A 21,288-nucleotide genomic window follows, 5' to 3' on the forward strand; every position below is an offset into this window, starting at 1 on the left:
CATGCGAACCTCTGGCCCTCTGGTCTACCTCACCCTGCTGGCGGCGATCGCGCTGTCGGTCTTCCCGGTCTACTGGCTGTTCGTCGTCGCCACCCGGGCCAACGACGTCGTCGGCGACTGGCCGCCGCCGCTCACCCCGGGCGGCAACCTGGGCGAGAACGTCACGCGGCTCTTCGCGGCCGAGGACGCCAATTTCCTGCTGGGGATGGTCAACTCCGCGATCGCTTCGATCACCGTGACCGTGTCGGTGGTGTTCTTCAGCTCGCTGGCCGGCTTCGCGTTCGCCAAGCTGCGCTTCCGCGGCAGGAACGCGCTGTTGCTCGTCGTCCTGGCCACGATGATGATCCCGGTCCAGATGGGCATCATCCCGCTCTACATGATCATGGTGGAGCTCGGCTGGCAGAACCGGCTGCAGGCGGTCATCGTGCCGTTCCTGGTCTCGGCGTTCGGTGTCTTCCTGATGCGGCAGTACGCCGAGCGGGCCGTCCCCGACGAGCTGGTCGAGGCGGCACGGGTGGACGGCTGCTCGACGTTCGGCATCTTCTGGAAGGTCGTGCTGCCCGCGCTACGGCCGGGCGCCGCCGTGCTGGGGCTGTTCACCTTCATGGGCACCTGGAACGAGTTCCTGTGGCCGCTGGCCGTTCTGGAGGCCGACAACCCGACCGTTCAGTTCTCGCTCAGCCAGTTGTCCAGCACCTACTACACCGACTACACGCTCATGTTCTCCGGGACGCTGATCGCCACGCTCCCGCTGCTGTTCGTCTTCATCGCGTTCGGCCGCCAGATCATCGGCGGCATCATGGAAGGAGCCGTCAAGGCGTGAACACGTTCGATCCTGGCTTTCTCTGGGGGGCCGCCACCTCGAGCTACCAGATCGAGGGGGCGTCCGCCGAGGACGGACGCGAGCCTTCGATCTGGGATGTCTTCGCCGCGCAGCCCGGCAACGTGCGCGACGGCGACACCGGCGATGTCGCCTGTGACCACTACCACCGCTACCGCGACGACGTCGCCCTCATGGCCGAGCTCGGCCTGCGCGCCTACCGCTTCTCCGTGGCCTGGCCGCGGGTGCAGCCGCGCGGATCGGGGGCCGTCAACCAGCGCGGCCTGGACTTCTACCGGCGCCTCGTGGACGAGCTGCTGAGCCGCCGGATCGAGCCGTGGCCGACGCTGTACCACTGGGACCTGCCCCAGCCGCTGGAGGACGCCGGTGGCTGGGCCGCGCGGGACACGGCCCTGCGCTTCGCCGACTACGCCGCCGCCGTGCACGACGCGCTGGCCGACAGGGTGACGAACTGGACCACGCTCAACGAACCCTGGTGCTCGGCCTTCCTCGGGTACGCCACCGGAGAGCACGCGCCCGGCCGGCGTGAGCCGGCCGCCGCCATCCGTGCCGTGCACCATCTGCTGCTCGGTCACGGCATGGCCGCGAGCGCCATGAGCGGCTCACGGGTCGGCATCACGCTGAACCCCACCCAGGTGAGCCCGGCCACCGGCTCGGCCGAGGACCTGGACGCCGCGCGCCGCATCGACGGCGTGGCCAACCGGATCTTCCTGGACCCGCTGTTCCGGGCCGCCTACCCCGCGGACGTGGTCGAGGACCTGACCGAGGTGACCGGCTTCGAGCACGTCCGTGACGGCGACCTGAAGGTGATCGCCGCGCCGCTGGACTTCCTCGGCGTCAACTACTACACCCCGGCCATCGTCTCCGGCGACGGTCCCGCCCATCCACCGGCCAAGCCGAGCCCATACGTCGGGGCGGAGACGGTGCGGTTCGTCGACGGCGGGCGGCCGCGGACCACCATGGGATGGGAGGTCGACGAGAGCGGGCTGTCCGACCTGCTCGTACGGCTCGCCCGCGACTACCCGGTGACCGCCCTCTACGTCACCGAGAACGGCGCGGCCTACGACGACGAGGCGCACGACGCCGACCGGATCGCCTACCTCGACGGCCACCTGCGCGCCTGCCACGACGCCGTGGCGAAGGGAGTGCCGCTGCGCGGCTATTTCGCCTGGTCTCTGCTGGACAACTTCGAGTGGGCGTACGGGTACTCCCAGCGGTTCGGCCTGGTTCACGTCGACTTCGCCACGCAGCGCCGTACCCCCAAGGACAGCGCGCGCTGGTACGCCGAGGTGATCAGGCGCGGTGGGTTGTGAGACCCACGATCGAGCAGGTGGCCGCGCACGCGGGGGTCGGCCGGAGCACGGTCTCCCGCGTGCTCAACGACTCCTCCAAGGTACGTCCGCAGACCAGGCTCACCGTGCAGAAGGCCATCGAGGAGTTGCGCTACACCCCCAATCGGGCCGCGCGTTCGCTGGTCACCCGGCGCACGGACACGGTCGCGCTGGTCATCTCCGAGTCTCCCGAGCGGGTTTTCAGCGACCCGTTCTTCGCGGGCGTCGTACGCGGCATCGCTGCGCAGCTGACGTCGTCCGGCAAGCAGCTGCTGATGACCATGGCCCGGTCGAGCAGCGAGCGGTCAGCCTTGGAGGCCTATCTCGGGGGCGGCCACGTGGACGGGGTCCTGCTGCTCTCGCTGCACCATGAGGATCCGCTCCCGTCCCACCTGGGAGAGCTCGGGGTCCCGGCGGTGCTGGGCGGCAGGCCGCTCGATCCCGCTCTCGCCGCTCATGTCGTGGACGTGGACAACCAGGCGGGAGCGTACCTGGCGGTGCGGCACCTGGTCGAGCGGGGACGGCGCCGGATCGCGACCATCACGGGGCCGATGGACATGCTCGTCAGCCTCCACCGGCTGGGGGGCTATCGTGATGGCCTGACCGCCTCCGGGATCGAGGAGAGTTCCGATCTCGTGGCGGGCGGGGACTTCGGTGAGCGGAGCGGTGCCGTGGCCATGCGGGCACTGCTGGCCCGCAGGCCCGACCTCGACGCGGTCTTCGCCGCCTCCGACCTGATGGCCCTGGGCGCGCTGCGGGTGCTGCGCGAGGCGGGCCGCGCCGACGTAGCCGTCGTGGGCTTCGACGACTCACCCCTGGCCGAGCAGGCCGGGCTCACCTCGGTCCATCAGCCGGTCCAGGACATGGGCCGGGAGATGGTCCGCCTGCTGCTCATGCTGATCGGCGGCGGGGCACCGAGCCGATCGGTCCTCATCCTCACCCCACACCTCGCGACAAGGGAGACTTCATGAAATTTCGTCATCTTGGGCACAGCGGGCTCATGGTCAGCGAGATCGCCTACGGCAACTGGCTCACCGAGGACACCGTAGAACCCTGCGTGCACGCCGCCCTCGACGCCGGGATCACCACGTTCGACACCGCCGACGCCTATGCCGAGACCCGCGCCGAGGAGGCGCTCGGCCAGGCGCTGCGGGGCGTCCGCCGCGATTCGGTGGAGATCCTCACCAAGATCTACTGGCCCACCGGCCCCGGCCCCAACGACCGCGGCCTGTCCCGCAAGCACATCATGCGCTCGATCGACGGCTCCCTGCGCCGTCTCGGCACCGACTACGTGGATCTCTACCAGGCGCACCGCTACGACTACGCCACCCCCTTGGAGGAGACCCTGCGGGCCTTCGACGACCTGGTGCGGAGCGGCAAGGTCCTGTACGTCGGCGTCTCCGACTGGACGGCGGATCAGCTCGCCGACGCGCTGCGCATCGCCGACGACCTGGGCCTGGACCGGATCGTGTCCAACCAGCCGCAGTACAACATGCTCCGCAGGGTCATCGAACCAGAGATCCTCCCGCTGTGCGCCAAGGAAGGTATCGGCCAGCTCGTCTACCAGCCGATGGCCCAGGGTGTGCTGGCCGGGCGCTACTCCCCCGGCCAGGCGCCGCCCGCCGAGGCGCGCAGGGAGTTCGTGGACCGTCTGCTCACCGACGACGTCCTGACGCGCGTGGAGCGGCTCCGCCCGATCGCGGGGGACCTCGGGCTGACCATGGCGCAGCTGGCGATCGCCTGGGTGCTGCGCGGCCTGGAGATCTCGGCCGCGATCGTCGGCGGCTCGCGGCCCGAACAGGTGCGCGACAGTGCGGCGGCATCCGGGGTGACCCTTGGAGACGACGTGCTCGGGGCGATCGACGAGATCTTGGACGATGTGGTGGAACGCGTGGCCGACGGGCCCTTCAGCCCTCTCACAAGGGCCTGATCACCGTTGGGAGCGCTCACAGACTGGAAGCCTGATAACCTCCAACTGACCAGCATGTACACACTTGGGAGCGCTCCTAAAAATGACGGATCGGCAGCCGACGCTGGACGAGGTGGCCCGGCGGGCGGGCGTGTCCAGGGGCACGGTGTCCCGGGTGATCAACAACGCCCCGCATGTTAGCCGGGCCGCGCGGCAGGCCGTGGAGCGGGCCATCAAGGACCTGGACTACGTGCCCAACGTCGCCGCCCGCTCCCTGGCCACCCAGCGCAGTGGTGCTGTTGTGCTGGCTGTCTCCAGCGACGACCAGGCCCTGTTCACCAACCCCTTCTTCGCCGAGGTCATCGTCGGGGTGAACGCCGCCCTGGAGGAGACCGACCTTGAGCTGCTGCTGATCCTGGCCGCCTCCGAGCGCGGCCGGAACCGGCTGGCCCGTGTCCTGCAGTCACGCAGGGCCGACGGTGTCATGCTGCTGGCCCTGCGGGAGAACGACCCTCTGGCGAAGGTGGCCGCCGAAGGCGGCGTCCCCGTGGTGCACGGCGGACGTTCCCTGGGCGGCTCCCACCACTGGTACGTGGACGCCGACAACCGCGACGGCGCGCGCCAGGCGGCCGAATATCTGATCTCCATCGGCCGCACCCGGATCGCGACCATCACCGGGCCGCTCGACATGCACGTCGGCGTATCCCGCTACCTGGGCTTCCGCGAGGCGCTGGCACTGGCCGGACTCGGGGACGAGCGGGTCGCGCACGGCGACTTCACCGAGGCGAGCGGAGCCGCCGCGATGGCTCGCCTGCTGACCGACCATCCGGACCTCGACGCCGTGCTGATCGCCTCCGACGAGATGGCCGTGGGCGCGCTCGGCGTGCTGAAAGAGCGCGGCCGGGCCGTACCCGGCGAGATCGCGGTCGTGGGGTTCGACGACGTGGTGACCGCCCGGCACACCCATCCCACCCTCACCACGGTGCGCCAGCCCATCAAGGCCCTCGGCCGCGAGATGATCCGCATGCTGCTCGCCCTGATCCGCGGCGAGCAGCCCACCCCACTCATCCTCCCCACCGAACTGGTCATCCGCGAATCCGCCTGAACCCGAATCACGGCACGGCCCGCGGCTCCAGGTCGTGACCGCACCGTTCGTCAACCGCCACCGGTCACGTGCTCGGCCGCTGGGATGCGGCCGTGTGGGCGTCGGCCAGGGTTTGGGCGAGGACGCGTACCGCCGATCGGATCCGCTCCTGTGACAGGTGGGTGTATCCCAGGACGATCGCGTTGCCGGGTACGGAGGTCTCGGCGTAGCCGGACAGCGGGCGAAGGTCCAGACCTCGGGCGACGCCACGCGCGGCGATCTCCTGGGCGGAGATGCCGTGCAGCGCGGCCAGGACGTGCATACCCACGGATATCGGCTCCGGGCGGATGGCGTCGCCGATCTGGCGGTCGAGTTCGTCGATGAGGAGCCGCTGGCGCTCGCCGTACACGCCGCGCATGCGCGTGATGTGCTGGGCGAGGTGCCCTTCGGAGATGAAGTCCGCGGCGGCGGCCTGCACCGCGAGCGGCACGGACAGCGACATCGTGACGGCGGCCGAGGCGAGCGCGTCCGCGATGGCGGCGGGCGCCACCACGTAGCCCAGGCGCAGACCCGGGTAGGTGATTTTGTTGAGGGTGCCGATGTACACGACCGATTGGCGATCGTCGAGGCCCTGCAGGGCGGTCAGCGGCCGGTTGTCGTAGCAGAATTCGCTGTCGTAGTCATCCTCCAGGATCCACGCGTCGTTGCGCGCGGCCCAGTCGAGTAGCTGCAGGCGCCGCCGGAGCCTCATGACGATGCCGGTCGGGAGCTGGTGAGAAGGCATCACGTAGGCGGCGCGCGCACGTGGCGCCAGGCGTTCGGCCGCGTTCACGTCGATTCCCCCGTCGTCGATCGGCACGGGTACGACGTTCGCCCCGGCGAATGCCAGGGCCGTTCGCGCCTCGGGGTAGCCGGGGTCCTCGCACCACACGTCGTCGCCGGGATCGAGCAGCGCATGAGCGCAGAGGAAGATGGCCTGCCGCGCACCGGACACGACGATGATCCGATCAGGGTCGGCCGTGACCCCACGCGAGAGTGTGAGGTGCGCCGCGAGTGCCTGCCGCAGTTCGAGCAGCCCGGCGGGGTCGGGTGAGGCGCTCCATGACTTCGGTGCGCGGGCGTGCCGCGCCAGCATCCTCGCCCACAGCCGATGCGGAAACAGCTCCACATCGGGTTCGCAGGGAGTGAACGCCATCGGCCGGCCCGCGAACGTCTCGCTCAGGGAGGTGGGGGCGGCTGACGCCAGACGCATCCGCCGCGCCGGTCGGCGGCGCGGATCGGCACTCGGCGGGCGTTCGGCTCGGCCGCCCGCGCCCAGACCGGAGAGCTGAGGACTGACATAGGTGCCGGACCCGGTCCGGCGCTCGATGAAGCCCTCGGCCGCGAGTTGATCGAACGCTTCCACCACGGTCGAGCGGGAAATGCCGAGCGAGCCGGCGAGCGTACGGGTGGATGGCAGGCGCGCGCCCGGCTCGAACTGCCCGTTCAAAATAGCCGCCCTGAACCCCTGGTGCAGCCGCCAGCGCAGGGGCCTTCCGCTCTCTTGGGCGAGTGGAATGACCAAGGGCGGGAAAGCGGCCGGTGGGCGAGGCACGATAGTGGACTGCTCCATCGCGGATAAGTGGACCTGTTGGGATTACCACTTTATGCGTACGGTCTCGCCCATGAAGTTCGCTCTGGACGACCAGATCGCCGCACAGCCGGACATGGTCGCGAAATTGCTCACCGTCGACCCGCCTCGCCTGGACGGAGGCCGGCCGATCATCTTCACGGGAATCGGCACCTCGCTGCACGCCGCGCGAATCGCCGCGGCGTGGACGTGGCACGTCTCCGGTGGCCGTGTCCGAGCGGCGGCAGTCGACGCGCACGACCTGGCGCTGTGCTATCCGCTGACCGCCGAGGATCAAGTGGTGGTGATCAGCCATCGCGGTTACAAGCGGTATCCGAGCGCCGCGCTCGACAAGGCACGCGCGGCCGGTGCCGCCACGATCGCGATCGTGGGGGCGGACGCTCCTGATCAGCCCGCCGACGTCGTCGCGCGTACGTGCCCCAATGAGACGGCCGGTACCTTCACCGTTTCCTACCTGTCGTCGCTGGCTGTGCTGGCCGGGATGGTGGCCGGTCTGGAAGGGCCGCATCGGGAGCGGTTCGCGGCCGCGCTGCGGACCGTGCCCGAGGCGCTGAAGCTGACCCTGGCCGAGCCCGCTCCGATCCAGGTCGCCGAGGGCTGCGCTGCCAGTGAGCCGCTGCTGCTGGTCGGCTTCGATCTCGACGCGATCACCGCGGCCGAGGCCGCACTCAAGATCAAGGAAGGGGCCCGTCTGTGGACGGAGGCGATGTCCACGGAGTTCTCCCTGCATGGCACACCCGCCGCCTTCCGCGCCGGCATGAACGTCATCAGCATCACGCCAAGCGCCGACGACCAAGGACGGACGGAAACGCTGCGGGCGCTGCTGGCCAAGCTCGGCGCGACCGTGTGGACCAGCGGCGAGGACGGCGCAGACCTGAGGTTCGCACCGGTTGACCCGTGGATGCGGCCCTTCACGTCCATCGTGCCGTTGCAGCGGCTCACCGCGGAGCTCGCCCGGATACGCGGCACTGATCCCGACACCCTCCACGGCGGGGTGGAACCGTGGATGTCGGCCATGACCGAATTGACGTTGTGACCATGACCCCTTCGCCGATTTTCTCGAACCCCCTCCCGCTGCCGACGGAGCCGTACCGGCCGCGTAGAACCGAATGGCTCGGGGTCACTGAGCGTGCGGGCTGGCGACTGAAGCTCATCGCCATCGCGGCCGGCAGCGAGCTTCCCGGCGATGCCGAGACCGAAGCCGCGCTTGAGGCGGCCGAGCGAGACCTGCCGCAACCCGCGCGGTCCGGGACACGCCTGGGCGCCGGATTCCTTGTTCTGCATCGTGGCACTGAGGCACTGTGGGTGCTCGTGTGCTGGTGGGAGGCCGACATCCTGTACGAGCGGCTGTGGCGGGCCGACCTGGGCACGACGAACCTGCGGCCCGTACCGCCGGAGGGGCCCACGGCCTGCGTCTGGGAACTGCAGGCCATCGACCACGAACGGCGAGCCTGGATCAGGTATGTCCTGGAGCGCCCCGCGACCCCAGACCTTTCCGGGTATCTCACGTCGGGGCCTGTCGCCGAGAGGACGGCGTCGTGACGACACGACGCGTCGCCGTCGTCCAGGCCGCGCCCCGCCTGTTCGATCTGCCGGAGACGCTGCGCCGTTTCCGGGACCTCCTGGCGCGGGCGGCCGCTGAGGGAACGCACCTCGTGGTGTTCCCCGAGGCGTTCATCGGCGGCTATCCCAAGGGCTCGACGTTCGGTGCGAGCGTGGGACGGCGCGACGACCAGGGACGCGCGCTGTTCGCGCGGTACCGCAGATCGGCGGTCGAGATCCCTGGTGAGGCGTTCGAGGAGATCAGCGCCGCGGTGGCGGCCCATGGGGTCCACGTGGTCGTCGGCGTCATCGAACGCGCCGGCCGTACCTTGTACTGCTCGGCACTGTTGTTCGCACCCGACGGCACGCTGCTGGCTCGCCACCGCAAGCTCGTACCCACGGGAACCGAACGCGTGATCTGGGGACGCGGCGCCGCACGCGACGTCATCGTCACGGACACGGACATCGGGCGCATCGGCCTGGCCATCTGCTGGGAAAGCTACATGCCGCTCTACCGCACCGCCCTCTACCAGCGGGACGTGCAGATCTATTGCGCGCCCACGGTGGACGATCGCGACGTATGGACGTCGACCATGCGGCACATCGCCGTCGAGGGCCGTTGCTTCGTGCTCTCGGCCAACCAGTTCGCCGGCCGGAACGACTATCCGCACGACTTCGCCGCTACCGATTCGGCCGACGCGATCATCCAAGGGGGCAGTTGCGTCGTGGACCCCTTCGGACGCCTGCTCGCCGGGCCGTCCTTCGGCAAGCAGGACATGCTCGTCGCCGACATCGACCTGGCCGTGCTCGACGGCGCTTACCTCGACCTGGATGTCGTCGGCCACTACGCACGCCCCGACATCTTCCAGTTCCGTACCTCTCCACCAGAGTCATAGGAGAAATGCACGCTGCCAGGATCGACCACAACGTCATCGACAACCCGCTCGGCGACCCCATGAACGACCTGGCTCACCGGACGGTGACCAGAGCCGCCTCGTTCACGCCTCCTGCCACCGGAGCTGAGGAACTCCTCGATCCACCCCAGCTCGGCGATCAGCTCCAGGGTGGAGGGCTCAATATGTGATCTGACGTGTGAAAACTCCCACTCCCCGGTGCCACTCGTCAGGGTGGCACCCTTCGCATTGGCGACTGACTGCCGGGCGAAGGGATCGTCCAGAGTCGGACAGCAGCGAGACGAAGCCGTGCCGCAGTTCGCGGGCACCAGTCCATTCCGATTCCCGCAGCATCCGTGATCAGGTTGAAAGAGGCTCATTCCAGCGCGGCCAGGCGCCGTTGGGAATGCGGTAGAGGACGCGCGGCGCCGCGAACCAGTCCCGGTCAAGAAAACGGCCCGTGATCCGCCCCGCGAGGATCAGGTAACTCTCCACCTCCTCCTCAAACCCTACGTATGTTTCCAGATCGCGCGCGTAATCCTGGAACGCTTCCACTCCCACCCTGCCCATGAGCTCTCCATCGTAGTGATAGACCATTCCCTCATCGCCGATCTCACCCAGGTAGGCCATATGCCAATAACTAATGATGCGCCTTCCGCCCGTACTCGCTCCCTCCCGAAAAGTAAAGCTCCTGCTCATGGTAATCGCAACGGACCAGCCCGGCGAATGCTCCCCGATCCAGACCAGAATGTCCTGCTCATTTTCGACGGCCAAGCGAAATGCCGTATCGAGATCGCAAAGAATTCCAGAGCCCGGATCCGCGCGGAAACGCTGCGCGATCTCTTCGATATCCTCCGTATCGATCCAGGCCGCATCGAAGCGGGCGTTCAATGTGTACTCGTCCAGGAGGTTCCACTGACTCTCCGCTGGCAGCGTGCGCGACATGTCCACCGTCTCGTTCCTTTGAATTTCTTCAAAAGCTATGGGGGTGGAGGTGATCATACAACCACCTCCACCCCATAGGCATCCCAGCTAGACCGTCGAAGCCCTCCAGGCCGGCCCGGTCACAGACGCTCAGGCCGTCCCGGGCGCCGGGTCAGCTCACAATCTTGACCCAGAATTTTTCCCCGGGCACGACACGGTAATCGGCATAGAACTTGTTGACGGCGTCTCCGTGGTCCAGATTGTCCTGTCTGTCGACTGCTTGAATGGAGTAGTTGCCATCCTTCATGCCGGCGCCCTCCTTGGTCGACGCGAACGGATACTCGTCACAGTTGATCCATCCCGCCTGCGGAACCCCGTGGAGCCACCTTGTCGTTACGGCGTATTTGTCGTAGAAGTAGTATTTGCAATAGTTCACCCCCGCAAGTTCTCGAGCCGACACCGTAGTCCCTTCGGGAACATCCGGCCAGCGTCGTTCGGCGGAAGTCCCCTTGTCCGTGACGAACTGGAGCCTGGAGAAGAACGTTCGATTGACGTTCGCGTCCGTCGTGCTCACCTTGGTCAGCGGCTTGCTGAACGGGTCTGCCCAGTTTCCGGGGATCAGCTTGCTCACGGGAGTCGCGATGGTGGTCTTCGCGGGCGGATACTTGGGCTCGGCCCAGTTGTGGCCGAGTCGCTTCGGCGGGGCGGTGCCCACGTTGGTCTGCGAGTTGAGCGCCTTTTCGATGTGCTGGATGACCTGGAGGAAGTTCGCGTTCCTGCTCTTGGACATCACGAACACCCGGGGGACCGAAGGGATGATGCAGCCCCCAATCCGATGGGGGACCCCGAACCCCCCAAGTTGTTGCCAGTCGCACTGGACCACAGGCACCAGTTCCGTGTACGGATAACCGTCCCAGTCGCTGACGGGAATCCCCGAACCATGCCGGAGAACCGTGTTCTCCTCGACCTTGTAACGACTGTCGACGAGTTTCCGGTTCCAGAGCGGGACGGCCAGGCCTGTGCCCTCGTCCTCACCCGGAATGAAGACGACGACACCGACCTCGCACCGCTGGACACCGCTGTTCGTCCCATTCCACCCGAGCAGGAACTCGGCGTCGGGGGCGGCATTCCACGCGGAGACGTCACGCAGCGTCCTGGGCCCACTCTGATAACGGCATTGGCCCGCCCCCGAGTCGGGGTGGACCTTCATCTCGATCCCGCTCAGGTCATTCGACGGTACCTTCACGTCACCGTCGCCGTCGACAACCGCGAACCCGTCGAGACGGCTGAATATCTTGATCGTCTGGGCCGACAGTTGGCCCTGGGAGAACTCTTTTCCTCCCGTGCCGCCGAGATAGGTGTGCATGACCCAGGTGGCGCGGAACCGGAACGCATCGTCGTCCTCGACCTCGACCGACTGCCCGTTCTTTTTCTTCGCCTTCTTGAGCAATGACCGCTTCGCGGCCCTCACCATCCCGCCCGTGAACGGATTCTCGGCGAATTCCAGGACGTAGATGTACGACGACCAGCAGTAATTGTAGGTGGATTCATGGATCCGGGACTGGCCGAAAGCGTACTCTCCCTTCATCCAGGTCACGTAGGTGTCGGCCGTGTCCCCGTCGTAGTTGTCATCCAGGGCCTGACAGTCATCCAACTCGACGCGCTTGTAGAAGCCGCCGTCGCTGGAGGCGGCGGACGAAACTCCCGTCGTCGTAGTGGACGCTCTGGGGGCCGGACTTGCCTTCGCGGATGGCGCCGCCGCAGTCTGGACGGTCTGGGGTCGCGTGAACAGGTAGGCGACTCCGGCGGCCGTCAGCGGCCGCTGGTAGCCCCGGACCTCGTCGATGCTCCCGGCCATGGCCGCGCCGATCCGCAGCGGGGCCTGGGCGTCCCAGACGGGGAAGGACAACTTCGCGGTCCCGGCCTGTGCTCCGTTCAGGTACAAGGTCGCCGTCCGCGCGGCCGCGTCGTACGTTCCCGCCAGGTGGAACCACTCATCGACCGGCGGCTCAATTCCCGACAGGACACCCTCGACCGTCGCATCGGTTGCATCCGCATTGGTGAAAGTGAAAACCAGACCGTGCTCTGCGGTGTTGCCCAGCCGGAACGGCGCCTGGTGGTTGCCTCTCTGCTCGGCGACGAGGTAATCGCCTTCCTTGTCGCTCCAGCGCAGCCAGGCAGCGGCGGTGAAGCTTTGGTCGGTGCGGATCACCGGTCCGGCGGTCTGCGCCAGGGGCTCCTCGCCGGGCTGGGTGACGTTGACGGTGACCTGCTGCCAGCCCGACCAGACCGAGGAGACGTCGTCGGCTACCGCGCGCAGGCGCCAGCGCACCTTCCACCCGTTGGCCAGCTTGTCCGCTGGGACGGCGATGCTCGCCTGGGTGCCGGAGGCGACGTTGTCCACGTTGCCGGTCCAGATCTGGCCACTGCCCTGACCGCCGGGTGCGGCCGGGTCGTGCTCGACCTCGACCTCGGCGCGCAGCGCCTGGCCGGTGGGGTGGGTGAGGGTGGCCTTCATCGTGGGGGTGAGCGTGGTGGTCACCGTCACGCCGTCCACCACCTTCGACGGGGCGATGGTCAGGCCGGTGGCGGTGGGCTTGGGCAGGCTGACGGTGAAGGACTGCCAGTCCGACCAGGCGGAGCCGGCGGTGGGTGAGACCGCGCGAGCTCGCCAGCGCACCTTCCACCCGTCGGTCAGTTTGTCCGCAGGGACGGCGATGCTCGCCTGGGCGCCGGCCGGGACGTTGTCGGCGCTACCGGCCCAGATCTGGCCACTGCCCTGACCGCCGGGTGCGGCCGGGTCGTGCTCGACCTCGACCTCGGCCCGCAGGGGCTTCCCGGCGGGGTCGTTCACCTGGGCCAGCAGAGTCGGGGTGCGGGTGGGGGTGACCGTGGTGCCGTCCACCTGCTGGGACGGGGTGACCTGTAGCGCGCCGACGGCCGGTTCGGAGACCGGATCGGGTACGTCGACGGTCAGGGCCTGCCAGTCCGACCACGGCGAGCCGACCGTGGTGGCGGTGTTGATCGCGCGGACCCGCCAGCGCACCTTCCACCCGTCGGTCAGCTTCCCGTCGGGGACGCTCGCCGAGGCTTGGGTGCCGGAGGCGACGCCATCGACGGCGCCGGTCCAGATCTGGCCGCTGCCCTGCCCGGTCGCGGCCGGGTCGTGCTCGACCTGGAACTCGCCCCGTAAAGGCTGAGCAGCCGGGTCGGTGACCGTGGCGCGCAGGGCCGGGGTCAAGCTCGTGGCGACGGTGACGCCGTTCACCATCTGGGAGGGGGTGACCTGGAAGGCGCCCACCGTCGGGTTCGGCACATCGGCAGTGGCCGTCTGCCAGTTCGACCACGCCGAAGTGGTTGCGGCGGTGGCGTTGACCGCGCGTACCCGCCAGCGGATCTTCCACCCGTCGGCCAGCCTGCCCGCGGGGACGCTTACCGTGGCCTGGCCGCCGGAGGCGACCACCGGCGAGGCGCCGGTCCAGATCTGGCCGCTGCCCTGCCCGGTCGCGGCCGGATCGTGCTCGACCTCGAACTGGCCCGTGAGGCTTCCCTGAGCGGTGTCGGCGACGGTGGCGGCGAGCTGCGGGGTGAGCGAGGTCGTCACCGTGGTGCCGTTCACGATCTGCGCCGGTGTGATGGCCGGGGCGGAGACGGTCGGCGCGGAGGCGGGTCCGCTGGTGGTGATGGTCAGCTTGGGAGGCAGGTTGAAGTCGGCGTCTTCTGAGGAGGTGAACACCCGGTAGTTGTCGATGTTCGCCTCGCCGGGCGACTTGAGCACCAGGCCGTGGTTGGCGGCGCCGGCGGCCCAGTCCTGGGCGATGCCGGTGACCTTCCAGTCCATGCTGTCCGGCCAGACGGCGCAGTCGGAGTTGACGCCCTTGAAGTTGGTGGAGGCGTCCTCCGTGGTGAGGGCGGGCTTGCCGGCCCAGTACATGTTGTCCGGGTCCCAGGCACTGGTCAGCCGGGCGACCTGGATGCCGTTGGCGAGCGCGGCGCCGCAGTTGGGGCTGTGAACGGTGTTCATCGACAGCGTGGCGTCGGTCACCGTGCTGCCCGGCAAGCCCGTGGTGTCGAACCGCAGGTGCGTCCGGGACTTCATCCCGCCGGTCATGGTGCCGGCCATGATGTTCAAGCCGTCCGGCCAGGCAGGCGAGTCGACGGTGTCGTTGGTGCTGACTTCAACGTCGGCGCCGAGCGGCAGCGTGACCGCCGCGGCCACCCGCACCGGGTAGGTGGTGCCGGCGCCCGTCAGGAACGCCTGGTCCGGCTTGACCACCAGCTCCGTACGGCCGTCCTTGGTGACCACGTCCGTGTCGGCCTTGGCGTGCTTGGCCAGTGGGAGCCTGCCCTTGGCGCTGCCGTCCGACACGATCGGCTGCCCCGCCGAGGCGATCAGCTTCTTGTCCCTGCCCTTCAGCAGCAGCCGGCCGCCCTTGCCCTCGGTCAGGGTCAGGCCCTCGTCGTCTACGCCGATCCGCAGCTCCAGTGGCTTGGACGGCCGCTGGCGCAGCACCACCTCATGCCGGAACCCGGTCGGCAACGCCATCACCACCAGGTCAGCCCCGACGCCCGCGGCGTCGGTGTAGGTGGCCACGCTGCCCTTGACGGTCGGCTTCGGCAGCGGCGTCGGCCAGCGCAGCGCGTACGACTTCCCGTCAGCGGACATCTTCACGAACGGATCCGTGCCACCGGCGGAGATCTCCACGACAGCGTCTTCGGCCATCGCCTTCGGCTTCAGCCTGCCGCCCTGTTCCACGAGGGTGGTGTCGATCGGCACCCACCTGCCGGCCTGCTCGGTCCGTACCGGACCGGCGGTGACCTCGGTCTTGTACGTCTTCCCGTCGGGCTGGGCGTAGGTGATGCTGGTCGCGGTCGTCTCGCCGGTTACCTCGACGGCCTTGCCCTGCTTGGTTGCGGCCTGGGAGGCGGCGATCCGCGCCTGCGACGGCACGTTGGAGATCGCGTTCCCGCTCTTGCCGGCGATCCACGCCGCGGTGTCGTTCAGGCTCGCGTCGTGATCATTCCCGGAGGAGTCGGCGGCTGTACGGCCATCCCCCTCGTCGAACGTCCAACGGCCGGTCATCTGGTCGACCGTCCGGAAGGACCACGAGTACGGCTCCATCGTGTTCTCCACGCCGTCGATCGCCCAGGCGACCTCCGCGGAGTACGTGGTCCCCGGCGCCAATGGCTGGGCCGGAGTGAACGTCACGACCTTGTCGTCGTCGCTGTAAGCCAGGGAACCCGAGACAGTCGTGCCATCGTCCGCCCGTACTGTGACCTCCGCGTTGCCGACCGGCTCGGTGAACGTCACCCGCGCCACCGCGTCGAGCGGGACCTCGACCACGCCGGCAGCGGGCTCGTGGGTGAGGACCCGCGGGGCCAGGGTGTCCTCTCCGTCTCCGCTCCCGGTGTCATCCGGCTCAGGAACGCCCACCTCATCCGGGGTGAACTTGTCGGTGCCGACTGTGTCCGCCATCCCGTTGTGGTTCGCGAGGGTGGCGTCGAGTACTGCGTCGGGTACGTCGATCGACCCGAACTCCTCCACCGTCCTGCCCGCACGTGTCGACATCGCGACCGCCTGGTCGTAGTCGGTGGGGAGGGTACCCAAAGGCTCCGGCGCGGCGATGACGACCGTCTCCTGGCGCGCGGGCGCCGGGGGCTCGAAGTCGACCGTGAGCCTGGGACCGTGGGCGGGATAGCCGCTGGTCTGCTCCCGGCTGCGGTAGCGGCGCCAGTTCCGCAATTCGGATTCGTCACCTGCGGAGAGCCGGAATCCGTAGTTTGTTTCGCCGTCTGCCCATGCCTGGACGATGGTGTCGACCGAGTGGATGAGGTCGTGCTCATAGTTCATCGAACCGGAGCAGTCGGGACTGTAGGCCCCGTACTCGGTGTCCGCGCCCGCGTTGGTGACCGACGGCTGGTCGGACCACTGCAGGGTCAGATGGTCCCAGTCGGAGGTGACCTGCCGAGCGGTGATTCCGGACCCGACGAACTCGCCGCAGTCGTTGGACAGGTAGTTCCACAGCTCCAGGTCGGCGTTCTGGATTCTGGAGCCCCAGAAAGGGTCGCCTGACTGCGGGAGCGGGAACTGGATGTAGGCGCGCCAGCGCTTGGCGATGTTGCTGGCGTAGGACTTGCCGACCCACATCTGGTCGCGGTAGTGCATGTCCCAGCTGTCGGTGAGGTCCACGTCGTTGATGTACGTGTCCATGGGATCGCCGGGAGGACAAGGCGTGCCGAGGGTGCACTCGTACCAGTCGTCGTCGACCGCGGCCATGGTCACCGGGTACGTCGTGGCCGGATCGGCGAGGAAGGCCGGGTCGGGACCGTACACCAGCGCCGAACCGTCCAGGCTCACCTGCGCCCTGCCGACCCTGACGGCGCCGAGGTCCGCGTTCGCGTCAGCCGCGACCGCGTCCAGCAGCGCCGCGGGCCGGATGTCGAGGCTGTGCTTGCCGTTGCCGCTCTTCAGCGTCGGCTGCCCCTTGGCGTTCTTGCCGAAGGAGATGCCCTTGGGCAGATCCACGGGGACGCGGAAGGTCACCGGTCCCGCGGGGCGTTCCCGGATGACGATCTGCTGGCGGAACCCGGTCGCGGTGGCGGTGACGACCAGGTCGATGCCCTTGCCGTAAGCGGAGGAGTAGGTGGCGGTGCTGCCGTTGAGCTTGGGCCTGGGCAACGTGCTCGGAGCGTCGATCTGAGCGGCGAGGTTGCCGTTCTTGGTCTTGATCGCTTCGGTGTCGCCGCCGGGGGACAGCGTCAGGCTGCCTTTGGCTGCCTTGGGCTTGATGACTCCATCTGCCTCGACGAGGGTGGTGTCGATCGGGGCGAAGCCGTCACCGCCGGCGTTCTTGACCCGGATGGGCTCCAGGTACTGCTCCAGCCGCAAGGTCTTGCCGTCGGGGTTGGCGTAGTAGGTGGCGTTCTCCGAGCGCAGTGACTCGATCTCGATGCGCCGGTTGTCCTTCTTGGCCTGCGCCAGCGCCTTGCCGGTGGGCGTGGCCGGAGCCTTTGGCGGTGTCATGGGGGTGGGAGTGGTGATGGGAGGTGGCGTGGGGCCCTGGGCGATCGCGGGCGCGCTCATGAGCGAGAGCGGCATGGTCAGAGCCGCGATCAGGGCAGCGCGGCGGTGCGTCCGGCTGGATAAGCGGGACGCTGTTCGTGATGGGTTCACTCGAGCCTTTCGAACAGATGTGGCAAAACCGAATGATCATCACATGTGTCGCGATCTTATGTAAAGATCCTTTTCAGCAATGTTGTATGGCGTTCCGTTCGCGGTTGGACAGGCCGAGCCGGTAGTCGCGCGCATGCTTCGGGCTTGGCTCGTCGGTGAGCGCCAATAGGTCATCCCAGCGAACCGCCCAGCGCCGCACCCCGCCCGGCATGCCGTGCGGTTGGCCGTCGAGCGGGCGGCGATGGCGAAGCGCTGCGGCGGCGCTCGTCTACTTGAGATGCGGAGGGTAAGTCAGTGCCCTTGGACGTAGGGGAAAATCTGGCTGAAGTCACGGGAGGCGAGCCGGTCCCGGCGGATGCCGAAGATCAGGATGCCTCCGTCTCCGAAGATCATCCCATTGTCCTCATCGAGCTGGAGCAGGTTGACCCACTGGGAGGCCTCCGCCGCGAAACCGGGATCCTTCAGGTTCACCCCGGCCGCGTACGCGGCCGCGGCTTCGATCGGCGAGTGCAGGGCGTCAGAGTAACCGCCGACCTGGTGCGCACGGCCGCCCTCCGCTTCGGCGAACTCGGCGAGCATGTCGGCGAACACCTCCCAAGGCTCCCCCACCACCCGGTCCCAGAACTCGTCGCCCAGCTTGACCAGGTCGTCATGGCCACGCGTCGGCCAGGTGGCCACGGTCTCGGCGGCGAACGGGACCTCGGTGAACACCCCCGCCTCGCCGCTGACGGGCGCCTCGCGTTCGGGCACGCGGCTGGCTCCGGGAGGCAGCAGGATCACGTGCGCGGCCTCGCCGTCCCAGGTGGCGAAGAACAACAGCGTGCCCTCGGCGGGCAGGCCGATGTCCGACTCGTACGCCGCGAGTGCCGCGCAGTCCAGCTCGGCGAGGAACTGCATCGCGGGACCACCATCACCGGCGCACGGCCACGGCACCCCCTCGGGCAGCCGGGGCAGGCCACCCAGCCGGCCCACAACGGTCTCACCCTCCTCGGCGAGCGACAGCCGGACGGCCGGACGAGCCAGGGCGATGAACGGCTCGGCGATCTCCTCGGGTAACAGCTCTCGGACGTACTCGGCGAAATCAAGCATCCAGTCGTGCATGCCGCCCATCCTGCCGGGATCTGATCTCGAACGGAACGGAACGGTGCACGAGCAGCGCACCCAGCCTCAGGAGGCGGTGCTGCGAGTCGCTGATGGCAGCGCGCTGAGGATGACCGCTCCGTCCCGCAACAGGTAGAGGACGCCGATCCCGGTACTCTCCGCGCAGCGACGCCCATGTGGCCGACGCCGCTGTTCGATCCAGCCGACGTCCGTCGTCACCGGCCGCTTCGAGTTGGCAGTGGCAGCGGGTGATCTCCGGGACGCAGCGGGTTCTAGGTCGCTCGAGTCGCGGCGAGCAGTGCCCGCTGGGAGTGAGTCTCAGCGAAGGTGTCGTTCACGGACGGATGCCGCACTCGACATGAGCCTTCTACATCTCGCTGAGGCGGTCCCGCAGCGCGTCGTACACGTCCGTCGGGAGCGGGCCCTTCTGGGCGGCTGCGGCATTGGCCCGCACGTGCGCGGCATCGGTCGAGCCGACGATCACCGAGTGAAGATCTTGGTGGCTGAGGATGAAGCGGAGCAGGAGTTCCATCGTCGTGGCGCCGTCCGCCAGCTCGTCCAGGCCGGCGGCGGCGAGCCGGGCGTGGCGGTCGGCGAGTGGCCGGCGTATCGGCTCCGGTATGGCCTCCGGTGGAGCCACGAGGGGGCGGGCGACTGAGCCGCGGGCGATCGTGCCCGCGCCGGCTGCCGCGGCGGCGGTGATGAGTTCCTCGTGGGAGCGGTCGAGCGCCGAGTAGGGGAGGAGGAAGACGTCGAATGCCCCGATCGCGATGTGCTCCGGAAGGTTGGGCATATTTCCGGACATGCCAGTGAAGCGGATCGCGCCTTCGTCCTGGAGGGCCAGCATCTCGGCGATGGTGTCCTCGGCCCGCATCACGGCGACGCTCGGGCTCATGTGCACCATCAAGATGTCGAGGTGGTCGGTGCGCATCCGGCGCAGACTCTGTTCGACGCACGCGCGGACGTTCGCCCTCGTGTAGATGTGCGGCGCACCGCCTGCGGCGAGTGGGCAGCCGCACTTGCTGGAGAGGATGAACTCGTCGCGCCGGTGGGAGATCCAGCGGCCGATGTGCTCCTCGGCGTCGCCGTAGTCCGGCGAGGTGTCGATGAGGTTCACTCCCGCGTCGAGGACGGTGTTCAATACCGTGCGGGCCTCATCGTCATTTATCGGTTTGCCCCAGGCCTGTGGGCCGCGCAACTCCATCGCTCCGTAGCCGAGGCGGCTCGCCTGCAAGCCGATTCTGCCCAGCTTCGCGGTTGGCAGCGTCACGTCATCGTCCTCTTTCGGTCTTGGCCGGCTCGATGGCAGCGCACCACCGCCGCAAAAGCTGCCCAAAGTGCTTCCAGCTCCGCTGGATCTGGTTGAGGTGTTGCCGATGCCCAGGCCACGTAGCAGTCCGGTCGAAGGAGCAGAGCTGTGGGCGCGGCGGTCTGGGGGCGCGCGGTGACGATGTCGACGTGGTCCCGCCACGGGGCGAGCGTCTCGGCGAGCGATGTGCCTTCGGTCAGGTCCAGCAGCAGCGGGCGGGCGGTTCTGGTCAGCTCGGCCAGCCGGACCGGGCCGGCCGGCGTGTGCAGGTCCATGTCCGGGGCGAACCGGCCGGTCAGCGGGTGCGCCTCGGGTTCGCCCATGTCGTAGCGGACGTCGGCGCCCGCGGTGAGTTCGGCCAGACGCTGTACGGTGTTCGGGTCGCGGAGCAGTTCGGTGAACAGGTCGCGCAGTCCGGTGACGTCGCTGCCGGGGGCGATCAGGGCGGACTGCGCCCGCGCGTTCAGGACCATGCGATGGGCGGCCGATCGCCGCTCGGTCTCGTAGCTGGCCAGCAGGCCGGGCGGGGCGCTGCCGCGGAGTTCGGCGGCGAGTTTCCAGCCGAGGTTGATCGCGTCCTGCAGGCCGAGGTTGAGCCCGGGTCCGCCCCCCGTGGCGGCGTACACGTGGGCGGCGTCACCGATCAGGAACACCCGGCGGTCGGCGAATCGTTCGGCGACCCGGGTGTTACCCCCGGTCATCCGGCGCAGCGCGTGCGGCCCTTCGCCGTCGGGCGGGCCAAGTGGCACATCGACGCCGAGCACGCGGCGGACGCTCGCCCGCAACTCCTCCAGGCTCATCGGGGCGTCGGTCGCGGGCTGGTCCCACTCCGTGGCGCTGACCAGCGGCGGGTGGCCGGGCATCGGCGCGTAGGAGAACCCTCCGTGCTCGGTACGGTGGGGCAGGAACGGCAGAACAGCGCCATAGCCGGGTACGTTCAGCGCGCCGGTCGCGGGATCGACCCAGTCCGCCGGGATCGTCGCGTGCGCTGAGCGGAGCGTCATCCGGTCGTAGGTGATGCCGGGGAATCCGATGCCGGACAGTTTGCGCGTGGTGCTGTGGGCTCCATCCGCACCGATGAGATATCGGGCCCGCAGCTGGTACGCCCCGCCCGGCCCCGCGACGTCGACGGTGACCGCGTCGTCGTCCTGCGACAGGCCGACGGCCTCGTGTCCCCGCCGGATCTCCACGCCCAGTTCGACGGCGCGCTCCTGCAGGACCTGCACGATGCGGCGTTGCGGGACCGGCAGGGCATAGATCGGGCTGTCCGCCAGCAGGCTCAGGTCCAGGCCCATCGCGCCGAACATGAAGTACGCGGAGTTCGGCCGCGGCGGTGCCGGGTTACCGCTGAGACGTTCGTACAGCCCGCGGCGGTCGATCATTTTCACGACCTGGCCGAGTAATCCGTTCGCTTTCGGTTCGTCGCTCGGCTCCGGCAGCCGCTCCAGCACGACCGGCCGGACCCCGGCCAGGCGCAGTTCGCAGGCCAGCATCAGCCCGTTCGGACCGCCGCCGGCGATGACGACATCTGTGATCATCGAGGTCTTTTC

15 protein-coding genes are annotated in these 21,288 nt (G+C 68.5%); 9 read left to right on the top strand and 6 right to left on the bottom strand.

What is annotated here, in order from left to right; translation table 11 throughout:
* Nucleotide 1: 1 nt before the first annotated feature.
* The 5 genes from KME78_RS33770 to KME78_RS33785 all read left to right on the top strand — a co-directional run bounded on the left by KME78_RS33770 (nucleotide 2) and on the right by KME78_RS33785 (nucleotide 5,186).
* Complete coding sequence (locus tag KME78_RS33770; protein ID WP_219533477.1) at nucleotides 2-823, top strand: carbohydrate ABC transporter permease; 822 nt, start codon at nucleotides 2-4, stop codon at nucleotides 821-823.
* Nucleotides 820-2,154 carry a GH1 family beta-glucosidase gene (locus KME78_RS64930; protein ID WP_308127234.1) on the top strand — a complete coding sequence of 445 codons (1,335 nt, stop codon included), beginning with the start codon at nucleotides 820-822 and terminating at the stop codon, nucleotides 2,152-2,154. Before KME78_RS33770 ends, KME78_RS64930 begins: the two co-directional genes overlap by 4 nt.
* The gene (locus KME78_RS33775; RefSeq protein ID WP_308127235.1) at nucleotides 2,151-3,143 is read left to right on the top strand and encodes a LacI family DNA-binding transcriptional regulator; all 993 of its coding nucleotides are present in this window, start codon (nucleotides 2,151-2,153) and stop codon (nucleotides 3,141-3,143) included. The genes KME78_RS64930 and KME78_RS33775 overlap by 4 nt, the downstream gene beginning before the upstream one ends.
* Nucleotides 3,140-4,102: an aldo/keto reductase family protein gene (locus tag KME78_RS33780; protein ID WP_219533479.1), complete on the top strand. Its 963-nt coding sequence runs from the start codon at nucleotides 3,140-3,142 to the stop codon at nucleotides 4,100-4,102. Before KME78_RS33775 ends, KME78_RS33780 begins: the two co-directional genes overlap by 4 nt.
* A gap of 82 nt (nucleotides 4,103-4,184) precedes the next feature.
* Nucleotides 4,185-5,186: a LacI family DNA-binding transcriptional regulator gene (locus tag KME78_RS33785; protein WP_219533480.1), complete on the top strand. Its 1,002-nt coding sequence runs from the start codon at nucleotides 4,185-4,187 to the stop codon at nucleotides 5,184-5,186.
* 64 nt (nucleotides 5,187-5,250) lie between these two features.
* Here KME78_RS33785 and pdxR read toward each other — a convergent pair whose 3' ends face one another.
* On the bottom strand, nucleotides 5,251-6,777 hold the full coding sequence (pdxR, locus tag KME78_RS33790) for a MocR-like pyridoxine biosynthesis transcription factor PdxR (RefSeq protein WP_443687874.1): 1,527 nt from the start codon (nucleotides 6,775-6,777) through the stop codon (nucleotides 5,251-5,253).
* Between the two features lie 52 nt (nucleotides 6,778-6,829).
* On the opposite strand from pdxR, the gene KME78_RS33795 reads away from it, so the two are divergent.
* From KME78_RS33795 to KME78_RS33810, 4 genes are read left to right on the top strand one after another with little or no spacing between them, the layout of a single operon-like run.
* On the top strand, nucleotides 6,830-7,831 hold the full coding sequence (locus tag KME78_RS33795) for an SIS domain-containing protein (protein WP_219533482.1): 1,002 nt from the start codon (nucleotides 6,830-6,832) through the stop codon (nucleotides 7,829-7,831).
* Between the two features lie 2 nt (nucleotides 7,832-7,833).
* Nucleotides 7,834-8,337 carry a hypothetical protein gene (locus tag KME78_RS33800; protein ID WP_219533483.1) on the top strand — a complete coding sequence of 168 codons (504 nt, stop codon included), beginning with the start codon at nucleotides 7,834-7,836 and terminating at the stop codon, nucleotides 8,335-8,337.
* Complete coding sequence (locus tag KME78_RS33805) at nucleotides 8,334-9,233, top strand: carbon-nitrogen hydrolase family protein (RefSeq protein WP_219533484.1); 900 nt, start codon at nucleotides 8,334-8,336, stop codon at nucleotides 9,231-9,233. The genes KME78_RS33800 and KME78_RS33805 overlap by 4 nt, the downstream gene beginning before the upstream one ends.
* A 5-nt stretch (nucleotides 9,234-9,238) precedes the next feature.
* Nucleotides 9,239-9,421, top strand: a complete 183-nt coding sequence (locus KME78_RS33810) for a hypothetical protein (RefSeq protein ID WP_219533485.1) — start codon at nucleotides 9,239-9,241, stop codon at nucleotides 9,419-9,421.
* A gap of 169 nt (nucleotides 9,422-9,590) precedes the next feature.
* On the opposite strand, the gene KME78_RS33815 is transcribed toward KME78_RS33810, so the two are convergent.
* The 5 genes from KME78_RS33815 to KME78_RS33835 all read right to left on the bottom strand — a co-directional run bounded on the left by KME78_RS33815 (nucleotide 9,591) and on the right by KME78_RS33835 (nucleotide 21,276).
* Nucleotides 9,591-10,232, bottom strand: coding sequence for a hypothetical protein (locus KME78_RS33815; RefSeq protein ID WP_219533486.1), 642 nt, complete (start codon nucleotides 10,230-10,232; stop codon nucleotides 9,591-9,593).
* 94 nt (nucleotides 10,233-10,326) lie between these two features.
* Nucleotides 10,327-17,238: a DNRLRE domain-containing protein gene (locus KME78_RS33820; RefSeq protein ID WP_219533487.1), complete on the bottom strand. Its 6,912-nt coding sequence runs from the start codon at nucleotides 17,236-17,238 to the stop codon at nucleotides 10,327-10,329.
* A gap of 381 nt (nucleotides 17,239-17,619) precedes the next feature.
* A complete protein-coding gene (locus tag KME78_RS33825) occupies nucleotides 17,620-18,429 on the bottom strand; it encodes a YwqG family protein (RefSeq protein ID WP_219533488.1) in 810 nt (269 codons plus the stop codon).
* 367 nt (nucleotides 18,430-18,796) lie between these two features.
* Nucleotides 18,797-19,699: an aldo/keto reductase gene (locus tag KME78_RS33830; protein ID WP_219533489.1), complete on the bottom strand. Its 903-nt coding sequence runs from the start codon at nucleotides 19,697-19,699 to the stop codon at nucleotides 18,797-18,799.
* On the bottom strand, nucleotides 19,696-21,276 hold the full coding sequence (locus KME78_RS33835; RefSeq protein WP_219533490.1) for an FAD-dependent oxidoreductase: 1,581 nt from the start codon (nucleotides 21,274-21,276) through the stop codon (nucleotides 19,696-19,698). The genes KME78_RS33830 and KME78_RS33835 overlap by 4 nt, the downstream gene beginning before the upstream one ends.
* Between the last annotated feature and the right edge of the window lie 12 nt (nucleotides 21,277-21,288).

It is taken from the genome of Nonomuraea guangzhouensis (assembly GCF_019396345.1).
GTDB classification, from domain to species: domain Bacteria; phylum Actinomycetota; class Actinomycetes; order Streptosporangiales; family Streptosporangiaceae; genus Nonomuraea; species Nonomuraea guangzhouensis.